The organism is Kitasatospora sp. NE20-6, assembly GCF_045862635.1.
In genome coordinates this window covers 247,627-262,223 of sequence record NZ_BPRL01000007.1, presented here as the reverse complement: position 1 = coordinate 262,223, position 14,597 = coordinate 247,627, and the positions used below count along the sequence as shown (strand labels likewise).

General features: G+C 71.6%; 10 protein-coding genes. 3 read left to right on the top strand and 7 right to left on the bottom strand.

Annotated features, from left to right (window positions below; translation table 11 throughout):
• Nucleotides 1–389 precede the first annotated feature (389 nt).
• The 6 genes from SNE206_RS09580 to SNE206_RS09555 form a co-directional block, all read right to left on the bottom strand.
• Nucleotides 390–998 carry a histidine phosphatase family protein gene (locus tag SNE206_RS09580; protein ID WP_407912959.1) on the bottom strand — a complete coding sequence of 203 codons (609 nt, stop codon included), beginning with the start codon at nucleotides 996–998 and terminating at the stop codon, nucleotides 390–392.
• Nucleotides 999–1,269: 271 nt separating this feature from the next.
• A complete protein-coding gene (locus tag SNE206_RS09575) occupies nucleotides 1,270–2,229 on the bottom strand; it encodes an acetylxylan esterase (RefSeq protein WP_407912939.1) in 960 nt (319 codons plus the stop codon).
• 142 nt (nucleotides 2,230–2,371) lie between these two features.
• Entirely contained in the window at nucleotides 2,372–4,726 is a 2,355-nt protein-coding gene (locus tag SNE206_RS09570) for a beta-glucosidase (protein WP_407912958.1), read from the bottom strand.
• Between the two features lie 11 nt (nucleotides 4,727–4,737).
• Nucleotides 4,738–5,556: a carbohydrate ABC transporter permease gene (locus tag SNE206_RS09565; RefSeq protein ID WP_407912938.1), complete on the bottom strand. Its 819-nt coding sequence runs from the start codon at nucleotides 5,554–5,556 to the stop codon at nucleotides 4,738–4,740.
• Complete coding sequence (locus SNE206_RS09560) at nucleotides 5,556–6,491, bottom strand: carbohydrate ABC transporter permease (protein ID WP_407912937.1); 936 nt, start codon at nucleotides 6,489–6,491, stop codon at nucleotides 5,556–5,558. The genes SNE206_RS09565 and SNE206_RS09560 overlap by 1 nt, the downstream gene beginning before the upstream one ends.
• A 19-nt stretch (nucleotides 6,492–6,510) precedes the next feature.
• Nucleotides 6,511–7,818: an ABC transporter substrate-binding protein gene (locus SNE206_RS09555; RefSeq protein ID WP_407912936.1), complete on the bottom strand. Its 1,308-nt coding sequence runs from the start codon at nucleotides 7,816–7,818 to the stop codon at nucleotides 6,511–6,513.
• A 131-nt stretch (nucleotides 7,819–7,949) separates the two neighbouring features.
• Between SNE206_RS09555 and SNE206_RS09550 the strand changes: the two genes are divergently transcribed.
• Entirely contained in the window at nucleotides 7,950–8,981 is a 1,032-nt protein-coding gene (locus SNE206_RS09550; protein ID WP_407912935.1) for a LacI family DNA-binding transcriptional regulator, read from the top strand.
• A 332-nt stretch (nucleotides 8,982–9,313) separates the two neighbouring features.
• Here the strand turns inward: SNE206_RS09550 and SNE206_RS09545 are convergent, their stop codons facing one another.
• The gene (locus tag SNE206_RS09545) at nucleotides 9,314–12,787 is read right to left on the bottom strand and encodes a carbohydrate binding domain-containing protein (protein WP_407912934.1); all 3,474 of its coding nucleotides are present in this window, start codon (nucleotides 12,785–12,787) and stop codon (nucleotides 9,314–9,316) included.
• 583 nt (nucleotides 12,788–13,370) lie between these two features.
• Between SNE206_RS09545 and SNE206_RS09540 the strand changes: the two genes are divergently transcribed.
• Nucleotides 13,371–13,637 carry a hypothetical protein gene (locus SNE206_RS09540; protein WP_407912933.1) on the top strand — a complete coding sequence of 89 codons (267 nt, stop codon included), beginning with the start codon at nucleotides 13,371–13,373 and terminating at the stop codon, nucleotides 13,635–13,637.
• A gap of 179 nt (nucleotides 13,638–13,816) precedes the next feature.
• Nucleotides 13,817–14,491 (top strand): Crp/Fnr family transcriptional regulator, encoded by a 675-nt coding sequence (locus tag SNE206_RS09535; protein ID WP_405012570.1) that lies wholly within the window; start codon nucleotides 13,817–13,819, stop codon nucleotides 14,489–14,491.
• Nucleotides 14,492–14,597 lie beyond the last annotated feature (106 nt).

Below are 14,597 nucleotides of genomic sequence, written 5' to 3'. Positions count from 1 at the left end.
ACCACCGGCGTGCCTTCCCCCGTACGCGTTTTCCCAGCGGCGCACCACTACGCCATTCCCCCACGGATAACTCCTCAGAGAATCGTCCCCATGCAGTTCGCACAGTCGTGCGACTGCCGACGAGACCCTAGGTGGTGCACTTACCGACCCTTTATCATTTTTAGATATTTTACTGAGTCTTGACCATGCGTCAGAGACATACGCCATCGAACACCCCCAGATTTACCGGGAGAATGCGGAGTTGACGCTTCCGAACCGGCGCGGCTCCCTTTCCCGCGCGGGCCCGCGGCCCGCGGACACCGACCGCGACGATGCCGGGCGAACAGGACGGGCAAGGCGGGCAGGACGGACAGGGCGGGCGACGGGCGGGGCGGACAGGTGCGGCGGGGTCAGCGGCCCTGCGCGTGGTGCCCGTGGTCGGCGGGGTGCCCCTGGTCGGCCGGCCCGCCGAGCGGGGTGCCGCAGCGGACGTTCCAGCGCCCGGCGCGTCCGCTGAACCCGGTGGCGGTGAGCGGGGCGACGTCCAGGCGCCGGAAGGCGGAGGCGGGGGCGCCGAGGGCGTGCAGGACGGCGGCGCGGACGACCTCGGGTTCGACGACGGCGACCAGCCGGGCCGGTCCGTCACCGTCGTCGCGGAGGACGAGCGCGTCGAGCCAGCCGGCGACCCGGTCGAGCAGGCTCCGCAGGGGTTCGCCGCCGTGCGGTGCGGCGTCGGGGTCGGTGAGCCAGCGGCCGACGGCATCGGGTTCGGCGGCGGCCACCTCGTCGAGGGTGCGGCCCTGCCAGCGGCCCATGGCGCAGGGGGCGAGGGCGGGTTCGTCGTCGGCGTGCGGCGAGAGCCCGAGGGCGTCGGCGGTCTGCCGGCAGCGCGGGGTGGGCGAGAGGAGGACGCGTCCGGCGGGCCGGAGGGTGCCGCGGGCGGCGGTCGCGGTGCGGAGGCCGAGGGCGTCGAGCGGGCGGCCGTCGTCGAAGCGGGCGGTGCGGGCGGACTCGCTCATGGCGGCCGAGATCAATGTCACGTGCACGGCGTGTCCTCTCGTGACCACTGCCTCCCGGCGGGCGGTCGGCACGCCGCCTTCCGCGGGCCGCACCGGCACGTACGGCTTGCGGGCGGCACGGGTGCGCCGTCCGCACGCCCTTGGCGGGCCCTGCCGTCGACAGTACCGCCGATCCGGTGCGCGACGGCCCGACGGGAGCCCGGCGGCCTGCCGCACCCCGGGCACCCGCCGCACCCGCCGCACCCGGGCGCCCGCCGGGCCCGGCGGGCCGTCAGAGGTGGCGGTGCAGGAACGCGAGGGCGGCGCGCTCGTCCTCGGGTCCGCCGCCCTCGTGGCCGTTGTAGCGCCAGACGTCGATCTCCTTCGGACCCGCGTAGGCGTTGTGCGCGGCGAAGACGGTGGACGGCGGGACGATCTGGTCCATCAGCGCCACCGAGAAGCGGGCGGGCACGACGGCCCGGCGGGCGAAGTTGACGCCGTCGACGTACGCGAGGGTGCGGTGCACGGTGTCCTCGGTGCCGCGGTGGACGGCGAGGTACTCGGCGATCTCCCGGAACGGGTGGCTGTCGGTGACGACCACGGCCCGCGGGAAGTCGCAGAGGAACGGCACGTGCGCGACCACGGCCGCCAGGTCGGGCACGAGTCCGGCCACGGCGAGGGCGGTGCCGCCGCCCTGGCTGCTGCCGAGCACGGCCACCCGGGCGGCGTCGACGGCGGGCAGGTCGCGGGCGGCGTCGACGGCGCGCACGGCGTCGGTGAACAGCCGCCGGTAGTAGTAGTCGTGGGGGTCCTCGATGCCCCGGGTCATGACGCCGGGCACCTGGGGTCCGGCCGGGCCGGAGTCGGGTGTCGCGCCGCGGCTCCAGACGGAGCCCTGGCCGCGGGTGTCCATCTGGAGGTGGGCGAAGCCGGCGGACGCCCAGAGCAGGTTCTCCAGGGCGTCGCCGCGGCCGCCGCCGTAGCCGACGTACTGGACGACGGCGGGCAGCGGACCCTCGGCACCGTGCGGGACGCGCAGCCAGGCCCGGACGGGCTCGCCCCGGAAGCCGGGGAAGGCGACGTCGAAGACGTCGACCGTCCGGAGTCCGGTGTCGACGGGGGTGACGGTGACCCCGCCGCCCGCGGCGCGGGATTCGGCGAGGGTGGCGGCCCAGAACGCGTCGAAGTCCTCCGGGTCCTTCTGGGCGCTGCGGTAGGTGCGGAGCTGGTCCTCGGGAAGGTCGGTGTGCACCGGTGGCTCCTTCGGCCTCGGCGGAAAGGATCTCCGCCCCACCGTAGTCGGAGCGGTCCACCTGTCCCGGCCTCTGCCGCCGCTCCCGGCGAAGCGGGGTACCGGGCGCGGGAGGCCGGAACAGGTGGAGTTTCGGGTCCGGTCAGACCGCGTCGAAGGACGCGTGCAGCCGGCGGGTGTGGTCGAGCGGGCGGACGGGTCCGGTGAGTCCGACCTGCGCGGTCAGCCGGTGGTCGGTGCTGGAGGCGGCGAACCGCAGTTCCAGCGCGCCGGGTTCGACGATGCGCCGGCCGTCGCGGCCGGTGAAGGAGGCCAGGTCGGCGGGCACGGTGACGGTGATCCGGCGGGACTCCCCGGCGGCGAGCGGCAGGCGGTGGTAGCCGATGAGCCGCTGCACGGGCTGGACGACGGACGCCACCGGGTCGTGCAGGTAGAGCTGCACGATCTCGACGCCGTCCCGCGGGCCGGTGTTGCGGACGGTCAGGGCGAACCGGAACCCGTCCGCCGTGTCGGCCTGTCCGGATTCGGCCATGAGGTCGGACCACGCGAACGTGGTGTAGCTCAGGCCGTGGCCGAAGCCGTACGCCGGGGTGGGGTCGGTGCTGGAGACGTCGGTGGCCTCGCCGAGGCGGGCCGCCAGGTAGGTGGACGGCTGCACGCCGGGCCGGCGCGGCACGCTGACCGGCAGCCGGCCGGACGGGTTGAGCCGCCCGCTGAGCACGCCGGCGACGGCGGCGGTGCCCTCCTCGCCGGGGAAGAAGGCCTGCACGATCGCGGCGGCCTCGCCCACGGCACGGCCGAGGGCGTACGGCCGTCCGGCGAGGAGGGTGACGACGACGGGGGTGCCGGAGTCGAGCAGCGCGTCGAGCAGCTGCTGCTGCACGCCTGGGAGTTCGAGCGTCTCGGCGTCGCAGCCCTCGCCGCTGGTGCCGCGGCCGAAGAGTCCGGCGCGGTCGCCGAGGGCGAGGACGACGACGTCGGCGCCGCGGGCGGCGGCGACGGCCTCGGCGATGCCCGTGGTGTCGGCGGTGTCGATGTCGGCGCCCCGGACGGTGACGATCTCGCTGCCGTCGAACTCCGCGGCCAGCGCCTGGCGCAGGGTGGGGAGTTCGACGCCGAGCGGGGTCTCGGGGTGCTGCGATCCGACGTGCACGGGGAAGGCGTAGCAGCCGAGGACGGCGGTCGCGGCCTCGGCGTTGGGGCCGATGAGGGCGATGCGGGCCGGCCGGGCGAGCGGCAGGGTGCCGTCGTTGCGGAGGAGGACGACGGCCTGCTCGGCGATCTCGCGGGCGAGGGCCCGGTTGGCGGCCGGGTCGAGGTCGACGGTGCCGCGCAGGGCGGCGGCATCGGTGAGGTCGGCGCCGGCGAGTACGGCCGGGACGGGGCTCCAGTCGGGGTCGAGCAGGCCGAGTTCGGCCTTCTGCGTGAGCACCCGGCGCAGGGCCCGGTCGATCAGCGCCTCGGGGATCCGGCCGGCGGTGACGGCCTCGACGAGGGGCTCGCCGAACGTCTTGACGGTGGGCAGCTCGACGTCGACACCGGCGGCGAGGGCGGCGGCCGCGGCGTCGGCCCAGCTGCCGGCGACGCCGTGCAGGGTCTTGAGGAAGCCGATGCCGAAGTAGTCGGCGACGACGGTGCCCTCGAACCCCCAGGTGTCGCGGAGGAGTTCGGTGAGCAGGCGCTCGTCGACGGCGGACGGCACGCCGTCGGTGTCGGTGTAGGCGTGCATGACCGACCGCACGCCGCCCTCGCGGACGGCCATCTCGAACGGCGGGAGGATGACGTCGGCTCGCTCGCGGGGGCCCATGCCGACGGGGGCGTGGTTGCGCCCGGCGCGGGAGGCCGAGTATCCGGCGAAGTGCTTGAGGGTGGCGACGATCCCGGCGGACTCCAGGCCCTGCACGTACGCCGTGCCGACCGTCCCGACGAGGTACGGGTCCTCGCCGATGGTCTCCTCGACCCGGCCCCAGCGGGCGTCGCGGACGACGTCCAGCACGGGCGCGAGGCCCTGGTGCACGCCGACGGCGCGCATGTCGCGGCCGATCGCGGCGGCCATCTCGCGGACGATCCCCGGGTTGAAGGTGGCTCCCCAGGAGAGCGGCACCGGGTAGGCGGTGGCGCGCCAGGCGGCGAAGCCGGCCAGGCACTCCTCGTGGGCGAGGGCGGGGATGCCGAAGCGGTTGGCGGCGGTGATCCGGCGCTGGGTGCGGAGCAGGGAGAGGGCGCCGATCGCCGGGTCGACGGGGGCGGTGCCGAACGGCCGGGTGAGCTGGCCGAGGCCGTGCGGCAGGAGCTCTTCGAGGTCGGCCGCCGGGTCCATCTCGTTCTGGTACGGCGCCACTTCGGCGCCGTCGTCGGACGCGCCGACCCAGACGCCGAACAGCTGGGCGATCTTCTCGCGCAGGGTCATCGCGACGATCAGCGCGTCGGCGCGGGCCCGGGCGTCGAGAGTGGTGTCGTGCCAGGCGGGCGTGGCGGGTGCGGTCTCTACGGCCAGGTTCACGTCGGTCACTTTCCTCCGACGCCCATGAGCCCCTGGACGAGGGCGCGGCGGGCGAACAGGTAGACGAGCAGGATGGGGATCATGGAGAGCACGACGGCGGCCAGCAGGCCGGGCACGTTGATGCCGTACTGGGTCTGGAAGTCGTAGAGGCCGAGGGTGACGACCTTCGTCTCGTTCGACTGGGTCAGGACCAGCGGGAAGAGGAAGCCGTTCCACGCCTGCAGGGCGGAGAAGACCGTGATGGTGGAGAGCCCGCCCTTGGAGAGCGGCAGCACCAGCTGGAGGAAGACGCGCCAGGGGGCGGCGCCGTCCATCGCCATCGCCTCGTACAGCTCGGAGGTGATGTCGCGCATGGTGCCGGTGAGGATGAGCGCGCAGACCGGCAGCGAGAACGCCGCGGTCGGCAGGATCACGCCGATGAGGTTGTCGTACAGGCCGGCCTTGCTGATGACGTAGAACATCGGCACGATCACCGCCTGCGCGGGGATCGCCAGGCCGAGCAGGAACAGCCGGAAGACGGCGGTCGTGGTGCGGCCGCGGCTGCGCACGATGGCGTACGACAGCGGCGGCACCACCAGCAGCACGATGGCGACCACGCTCACGGTGACGATCAGCGTGTTGAGGAAGTACTGGCCGAAGCCGCCGCTGAGGTCGTCGATGTAGTTCTGCAGGGTCAGGTGCTTCGGCAGGCCGAGCGGGCCGGCCGCGGCGTAGTCGGAGCGGGTCTGCAGGGTCGCGGCGAGCAGCACGTACAGCGGCAGGCCGACGACGGCCAGCCAGACGAGCGAGCCGAGACCGGCGAGAACGTTGGGACGGCGCCTCATCACAGGCCCTCCGAGGTGCTGCGCATCTTGTCGTAGCCGGAGAGGCGCACGACGAGGAGCGAGATGACGGTGGCGACGATCACGAGCAGCAGCGCGATGGCCGAGCCGGCGCCGAAGTCGAAGCCCTTGAAGGCCTTCTGGTACATGTAGTAGGCGCTGATGGTGGTGTCCGTGCCCGGTCCGCCCTGGGTGAGGATCAGCACGGTGTCGAAGGTGGTGAGGCCGCCGACGACCATGAGGATCACCGAGGTGATGACCGCGTTGCGCAGCTGCGGCAGTGTGATGTGGAAGAACTGCCGGATGCGCCCGGCGCCGTCGATCGCCGCCGCCTGGTAGAGCACCGGTGGCACGGCGCGTGCCGCACCCTGGTAGATCAGCGTGTGGAACGGCGTGAACTGCCAGGCCCCGACGAAGACGAGCACGCCGATGGCGCTGTTCCGGGAGCCGAAGAGGTTGCCGTCGCCGAAGAGCCACTGCATCTCGGCGGGCACGCCGAAGTTGGGGTCGAGCAGGGCCCGCCAGAGCACGGAGACCGCGGTCGCCGAGAGCAGCAGCGGGACGAAGTAGATCGCCGACAGCACCGCGCGGTTGCGCTGCTGTCCGGCGGCCCACACGCCCAGCAGGATGCTGATCGGGGTCTGCACGGCGACGCCGAGCAGGGTGAGCAGCAGGCTGAGCCAGAGGCTCTTGATCATGACGGGGTCGTCGAACAGTCCGGTCCAGTTGTCGAACCCGGCGAACTCGGGCGAGCCGAGGCCGTTCCACTTGGTGAACGAGAGCACGGCGACGAGGAGGAGCGGGACGATCGCGAAGAGGACGAAGAAGAGGGTGGCGGGGACCGCCCAGACGAAGCCCGGGCGGCTCACCGTGGCGCCGGCCCGGTTGTCGGCCCGGCGCCCCTCCACTGCCTTGGTGGTGGCGATGGTGGTGGTCATGGTGCGACCTGTCTCCGTGTCAGGAGGTCGGCAGGGCCTGCATGGCCTTGATGAAGCCGCCCTCGTCGATCTGGCCGTTGAGGAACTGCTGGACGGCCTGGTGGATGGGGGTGATCGCCGCCGGCGGGTAGGCCTGGTCCCAGGAGAGCTGGAACGACGGCGCGGCCTTGACCAGGTCGAACTGGTAGGTGGAGTACGCCGGGTTGGCGGCGGTGTTGAGGAACTTCTCCGTGGTGGTGGTGGTCGGCAGGTTGCCGATCGCCAGCTGGGCCTGCACGAACTCGTCGGAGTACTGGAGCTTGAGGAACTCCGCGACGGCCTCGGGGTGCTTGGTCTTCTTCAGCACGGAGTAGAAGTTGTTGGTGTTGCCGACGACGTTCGTCGGGTCGCCCTTGCCGCCGGCGACGGTCGGGAAGGAGCCGTAGCCGAGGTCGGTCTTGGTGAAGTCCGGGTTGGCGTCCTGCTGGGTGGAGTACTCCCACGAGCCCATGAGCTCGAAGGCGGCCTTGCCGCGGGCGAGGAGCGCCGGGGAGCCGCCGTCGGTGAACTTCACCGAGTCGAAGTTGGTGCCGAACGCACCGGCGTCGACGAGCTGCTTGAGCAGGCCGAGGGCCTTCTTGCTGTCGTCGCTCGCCCAGGCGGCCTTGTCGCCGCCGAGCGCCTTCTCGAACAGGCCGGGGCCGGCGACGCGGTCGTAGAGGTACTCGAACCACATCAGGGTGGGCCACTGGTCGCCGCCGCCGAGGGCGATGGGGGTGATGCCCTTGCCCTTGAGGGTCTGCACGGCGGCGAGCAGCTCGTCGAAGGTCTTCGGGGCGGTGACGCCGGCGTCGGCGAGCACCTTCTTGTTGCTGAACATCAGGACGGGCTGGGTGCCGCGCATCGGGACGCCGTACGACTTGCCGTCGATGACCGCGGTGTTGAAGACCGACGGGAGGAAGTTGGCCTTGAGGCCGGGGTCCTTGGCGATCATGTCGTCGAGCGGCTGGAGCAGGCCGGCGTCGACGAAGGGCTTGATGCTGCCGCCGCCCCAGTTGAAGAAGACGTCGGGCGCCTGCTTGGTGTTGATGATCGTCTGGAGCTTCTGCTGGTAGTCGGCGCCCGGGATGGTGTCCAGGACGGCCTTCACCTTGGAGGTCTTGTTGAAGGTCTCGACGAGCTGCTTCTCGACCTTGTTCGTGGCGTCGCCGTAGACCAGCACGTGGATCTCGCCGGAGCCGCTGTCGGCGGAGGATCCGGAGCCGGAGCCGCAGGCCGTGAGCGTGAGACTCAGGGCGATGGCGGCGCTGCCGGCCAGGGTGCGGGGGAGCCAGGCGTTTCTTCTCATCGCAGTTGCCTTTCGAAATCTTTCGGCATCATTACCGAAATCTGTGGCGCGCTGCGACGCTAAGACCCCCCGCCGGGAGGGGTCAACCCCCGGTAGGACAGTTACCCGAACGTGACCTCGACCGGTGCCCTATGCTGCACGGCATGCGCGAAGAGGAGGAGGCCGGGCGCGTCACCCTGGCCCAGGTGGCCGAAGAGGCAGGCGTCTCCGTCTCGACGGTTTCGAAAGTTCTCAACGGCCGGCAGGACGTGTCCCGCCCGACCCGGGTCAAGGTAGAGCGTCTGCTGGAGCTCCACGGCTACCAGCGCACGCCCAAATCGGCCTGGGAGGCGCCCCTCATCGAGATCGTCTTCCACGAGCTCGACAGCATCTGGGCGATGGAGCTGATCCGCGGCATCGAGAACGTCGCGAAGGAGCACGACGCCAGCGTGGTGCTGACCGAGAGCGGCACCCGGCACTCCCCCGACCCCGGCTGGATCGAGGGCGTGCTGCGCCGGCGACCGCTCGGCGTGGTGCTCGTGTTCTCCAGCCTGCCGCCCGAGTTCAAGCAGCAGCTCCGCTCGCGGGCCATCCCGTTCGTGATCATCGACCCGGCCGGCGACCCCGAGCCGGACGTCCCCTCGGTCGGCTCCGCCAACTGGTCCGGCGGCCTCGCCGCGACCCGCCACCTCATCGAGTGCGGGCACCGGCGGATCGCCATCATCACCGGGCCCGAGGACATGCTCTGCTCGCTGGCCAGGCTCGACGGCTTCCGCTCCGCGATGGGCATGGCCGGCCTCCCGGTCGACCCCTCGCTCGTCACCTTCGGCGACTTCCACGTCGAGGGCGGCCGGCTCAAGGCGATGGAGCTGCTCGGCCGGCCCGACCGCCCCACCGCGATCTTCGCCGGCAGCGACCTGCAGGCCCTCGGCGTGCTGGAGGCGGCCCGGGTGCACGGGCTCAAGGTGCCGGACGACCTCTCGGTGGTCGGCTACGACGACGTCGCCATCGCCCGGTGGGCCAGCCCGGCGCTGACCACCGTGCACCAGCCGCTCCGGCAGATGGCCGAGGAGGCGGCGCAGATGCTGCTGCGGCTGCGGGCCGAGGAGGCGACGGCGACCCGGCTGGAGCTCTCCACCAGCCTGGTGGTCCGGGCGAGCACGGGGCCCCCGAAGAGCGCCTGACGGAGCACCCGGCCGGTCGGCCGGCGGCCCCGCGTCCGCGCCCGGCCGCATCCGGCCTTCGACCTGCCCCGACCTGCCCCGACCTGCCCCGACCCGGGCTCGGCCGGCGTCCGCACGGGCCCGCCCGGCGGGGGCCGCACCGGCAGGCCCGGCAGGCGTCCGGCACGCGGGTCTTGCGTCACCGAAAATGATCGGTGCATACTTCGGAATGTTTTCGACAACTTTCGGACGCCCTGCGACCGCCGCTGCCCCGGCCGCCGGGGTGACGCCGACGGCGGCGGCCTCCCGTGGGAGGGCCGCCGCCGCCGGACCGCTGACGGTGCGAGGACCTGCTACTTCAGGTACGGACCGTCCGTGCCGATCTTGCCCGGGGCCGCGTTCTTGCCGCCGAGGTCGAGGACGTAGACCCGCAGGTTGCCCTTGCCGGGCGCGGAGATCGCGAGCGTGCCGTTGGTGACGGTCTTCACGTCACCGGTGACGGCGTCCTTGTAGGTGCCGTTCGGGATGCCGGTGAACGTGGCCGCGTCGGTCACGGTGACCAGGGCGAAGCTGTCCACGCCGCTCGCGGCGTCCGTGTAGCGGCGCTTGAACGACATGCCGCCGCTCACGCCGTCGGTCGAGTACTGGCCCATCTGCAGCGCCGGGACGGCCCGGCGGATCTGGTTGAGGCGCTGGAGCTGCTTGACCAGGGGCTGCTGCAGGGTGGTGGCGACCGCTCCGCTCGCGGAGCTGACCGTGCCGAAGTCCGACGCGGTGACGCTGCCCTCGACGGCGGCGCCGTAGTAGGCGCGGCCGGTGGTGGCGAGCGGGCAGGTCGGGCCGCAGTCGATCTGCTTGCCGGCCTGGAACTCGATCTCCGAGCCGTAGTACAGCGTCGGGATGCCGCGGAAGGTCCACATCAGGGCCATGTTCTCGGCCCACGCGTCCGTGCCGCCCGAGTACCGGGTGGACGACTTGTTCGGCCCGAAGTCGTGGCTGTCGACGTAGACCACGTTGTACGTGGCGTCGTTCGTCGAGTCGTCCGAGTCCTTGCCGTTGGAGAACGCGTTGTGCGCGTCACCGAAGTTCATGTGCATGCGCATGTCGATGATGTTCATGCCGGAGAACTGCGAGTGGTCGGGCGTGTGGTACGCGTTCCCGCTCAGGAAGGCGTTGGTCGACGTCGGCTGGTTGCCGGTGCCCATGGTGTTCTCGTAGTTGAACTGGTCCAGGGCGGCCTGCACGTCGTCCGCGACGTACTCGCGGCGCTCCTTCCACGTGAAGAACTGCGCCGAGTGGTTGACCGATCCGCGGTTCCACTTGTCGTTGACGAACGCGCCGACCTCGCCGAACACGAAGAAGTTCTGCGCCTTGGCGGCACCCCAGTCCTGGGTGACGCGCTGCTGGATCGCCGGGAGGAAGCGGCGGTTCCACGTCACGCGGGGCACGTGCACGGCGGTGTCGACCCGGAAGCCGTCGACGCCCATGTCGATGTACTTGTTGTAGGCGCCGATCAGGTAGTTCTGCACCTCGGCGTTCTCGGTGTTGAAGTCCGCCAGGTCCTCGTGCAGCCAGCAGGAGCGCGAGTCCTCGCCCTCCCAGTTGCCGATCCAGCACTGGTGGTAGTACTTCGACGGGAACATCTTCGACGTCGGTGACGGCCACTGGCAGTTGTAGACGGTGTAGCCCTCGGCGCTCTTGAAGCCGGTGGGCGTGCCCCAGCCGACACAGGTGGAGTCGGCGGGCTGGGTCGTCGACCAGAGGTCGCCGTTGTAGTACGACTTGCCGCTCTTGGTGTCGACGGTCAGGCCGTCGTACTCGAAGCCGGCCTGCTTCTCGTCGTAGTACCAGGACCACTGGGAGTCCCGGACGCCGTAGACGGTCGGCACGTACAGGCCCTTCGCGCCCCAGCGGGAGCTGTGGTTGTAGACGACGTCCTGGTAGATCTTGATGCCCTTGGCGTGCGCGGCGTTGATCAGGTCCTGGTACGAGGCGCCGGCGGACTCCAGCCGCGGGTCGACCTTGTAGAAGTCGTAGCCGTGGTAGCCGTGGTAGTCGTAGTCGGAGCGGTTGAGCACGACCGGGGTGATCCAGATCGCCGAGAAGCCGAGGCCCTTGACGTAGTCGAGCTTCTGGACGAGGCCCTTGAAGTCGCCGCGGAACATCGGGTCGTTGTTCGCCGCGTTGCCGGACTTCACGTCCTGGCTGCCGCCGCGGTTGTTGGTGCTGTCACCGTCGTAGAAGCGCGCGGTGAGGACGAAGTAGATCGGGTCCTTGCGCGGGTCGGTGCCGATCATCTCGCCGGAGGTCGCCACCGGCGGGGCGGTGGTCGTGGTGGCGACGGCCGCGGCGGAGGCCGCGGAGACGTTGCCGGCCGCGTCCTGGGCCTTCACCGTGTAGGTGTAGACCGTGTTCTCCTCCAGGTTGGCGTCGGAGTACACGGTGGAGCCGACGTTGACGACCATCGCGCCCTTGGTGCCGCCGGTGCGGTTGACCTGGTAGCTCGTCACGCCGGTGAAGTCGCTGGACGGGTTCCAGGTGAGCACGATCGAGGTGTTGGTCGCCGAGGCGGCGACGTTCGACGGCACGGTGGGCGCGGTGGTGTCGGGCACCACGGCCGCGCACGGGTCGGCCGCGTTGGCGGTCACCGCACCGGCCTTGACGGTGCTGATGCCCGACGGCACCACGTAGTTGGCGCCGTTGTTGTTGTCCCAGGTGCCGTTGCCGTTGTTGAAGGTCGCGGCCATGCTCGACGCGGTGCCGAGCGACACGGTCTTCTTGAACCAGCCGGTGCAGGCGAGTTCCATGCCGACGCCCGGTACGGCCGTCCAGGCGGCTCCGGCGGGCGCGTAGTGCAGGTTGACGATGGTCCACCCGACGACGGCCGTCGAGTAGTAGACCGTCGCGCTGTTGCCCGAGCCGGTGGGCGAACTGCTGGGGCTCGCCGAGGCGGAGGCGCTGGCCGACGCGGTCGGGGAGGCGCTCGCCGAGGCCGAGGCACTCGCCGACGGGCTCGCGGACGGGCTCGCGGTGGCGCACGGGTCGGCGCTGCCGATCACGCCGTCCTTGACCGTCACGGTGCCGGTGCCCAGGGCGTAGTTGGCGCCGTTGTTGTTGTCCCAGGTGCCGGAGCCGTTGTTGAAGGTGGCCTTCAGACCGGTGGCGGTGCCGAGGTCGACCGTCTTCTTCACCCAGTCGGTGCACGCCGTGTCCATCGCGACGCCGGGCGCGGTGGTCCAGGTGCCGCCGTTCGGCGCCCAGTGCAGCTTGTACGCCGACCAGTTACGGGTCTTCGTGTAGTAGTACACCGTGGCCGAGGTGCCGGTGGCGGCGGGCGTGGTGCTCGTGGCGGCGCTCGCCGACGGCGAGGCGGTGGTGCCGGTGGTGCCGCACGGGTCGCTGTGCGCGACCACGCCGTCCTTGACGACGACCGTGCCGGTGCCCAGGGCGTAGTTGCTGCCGCCGTTGTTGTCCCAGGTGCCGGAGCCGTTGTTGAAGGTGGCCTGCAGACCGGTGGCGGTGCCGAGGTCGACCGTCTTCTTCACCCAGTCGGTGCACGCCGGCTGCATGGCGGTGCCCGGCACGGTGGTCCAGCTGCCGCCGTCCGGTGCCCAGTGGAGGTTGTAGGCCGTCCAGTTGCGGGTCTTGGTGTAGTAGAAGACCGTCGCCGTGTTGCTGGTGGTGGCGGTCTCGGCGGCGCTTGCCGCCCCGCCCAGCGAGGTGGTCGAGAGCAGGGTCGTGACCAGGCCGGTCACGGTGGCGAGGACGAGAGCGGCGGGCCGCCGCCTCAGCGGCGAGCGGGTTCGCGATCGTGGACGCGTGTTCAAGGAGGGCTCCTTGGACGGCGAGCCGCCGGGCACGGGTGCGACCGGCCATGCGCCGCCGGTCCGGGCGTGTGGGGGCCGGGACCGGGGAGCGTGGTCGGCTGTGCGGGGACGGCGGGAGCAGCGCTGCCCGGTCGGCTCGTGACGGGTGGGGGTGACGGAGGTCCCGGTGGGTGCCGTGGCCCCTCGTCACCCTCCCGGCAGGGGTAGTACCGGGGTCCCCAGGGTGCGGCGATCGGGCTCGACTGCGGCCGGGCCGGCCGCCTGCCTATGAAAGTTTCTGCAAGGCTTCCAGGGAGGCTACTCGGCCGTGACAGGCGCGTAAAGAGACCGTGAGCGCCCCGATTTCCGGCCGGTGCGCGCCCGTTCGAGGTCTTGGCCGCTCAGAACGGCAAGAACTTGCAGAAAGTTACATTCATACTCGCGGGTAACCTTGACACCCTCCACAGCCCCGGAGCATCGTCGGAGCACGCCGCCCCCACCCCGTGCGGTCCCGCCTCCTGCGCCATCCCGCCCAGGCACGCCGCCCCACCCGCGGCCGTCGCTCCCCCACGCGACCGCCCCGCGCCGTCCAGGAGGACGCCCCATGATCATCGGCCACCGCCCCGGCACCACCCACCGGGCCCCGCTCTCCCCCGACCACAGCCCCTACGACCGGCCCCTGTGGCTGGTCACCATGCCCACCACCACCCGCGACGGCCGCCACGGCACCCAGAGCTTCGTCGTCCGCGGCACCACCCTGCAGGACGCGGTGACCGCCGCCGAACGGCGGGCCTGTGCCGACAGCGCACGACTCCGCCGCAGGGACGCCCGGATCCACCCCCACCACGCCAGCGCGGTGCTCCACCACTGACCCCGCACACCGCCCCCACCTGCGGGTTCCGACCGCCTCCCGAACACGCCCCGAGTACCACGGACGGGTACGAATGGCGGCGTAGCACACTCGGTGACCGACCCCTCCTCATATGATCGGAGCGACATGCGCCATCCTTGGTGGTGAGAAACACCACCGGACGATGCAGGAGGAAGCACGTGGACGACGTTCTTCGCCGCGCCGCGCTGTTCGCGGCCCTCGACGACGACCAGGCTGCCGAGCTGCGCGCTTCCATGACCGAGGTGACCCTCGCCCGCAGCGAATCGCTGTTCCACGAGGGCGACCCGGGTGACCGGCTGTACGTGGTCGTCGAAGGCAAGGTCAAGCTGCACCGGGCCTCGCCGGACGGCAGGGAGAACATGCTCGCCGTACTCGGCCCCAGCGAGATGATCGGCGAACTCTCGCTCTTCGACCCGGGCCCGCGCACCGCCACCGCCACCGCACTGACCGAGGTCAAGCTCCTCGGCCTCGGCCACGGCGACCTGCTGCCGCTGCTGCACGCCCGCCCCGAGGTGTCGATCGCGCTGCTGCGCGCCATCGCCCGCCGGCTGCGCCGCACCAACGACGTCATGTCCGACCTGGTCTTCTCGGACGTCCCCGGCCGCGTCGCCAAGGCGCTGCTCGACCTCTCCCGCCGCTTCGGCGTGCAGTCGGAGGAGGGCATCCACGTCTCCCACGACCTCACCCAGGAGGAACTGGCCCAGCTGGTCGGCGCCTCCCGCGAGACGGTCAACAAGGCCCTGGCCGACTTCGCCGGCCGCGGCTGGCTGAAGCTGGAGGCCCGCGCGGTCGTCCTGCTGGACGTCGAGCGCCTCTCGCGCCGCTCGCGCTGAGACCGGCCCCCGGAGGGGGCGTGGGGACCTCCCCGCGCCCCCTTCGGCGTACCCGGGCCACCGGGCGAGGAGGGGCGCCACGGCCGCCCGGAGCCGGGGAGAACCG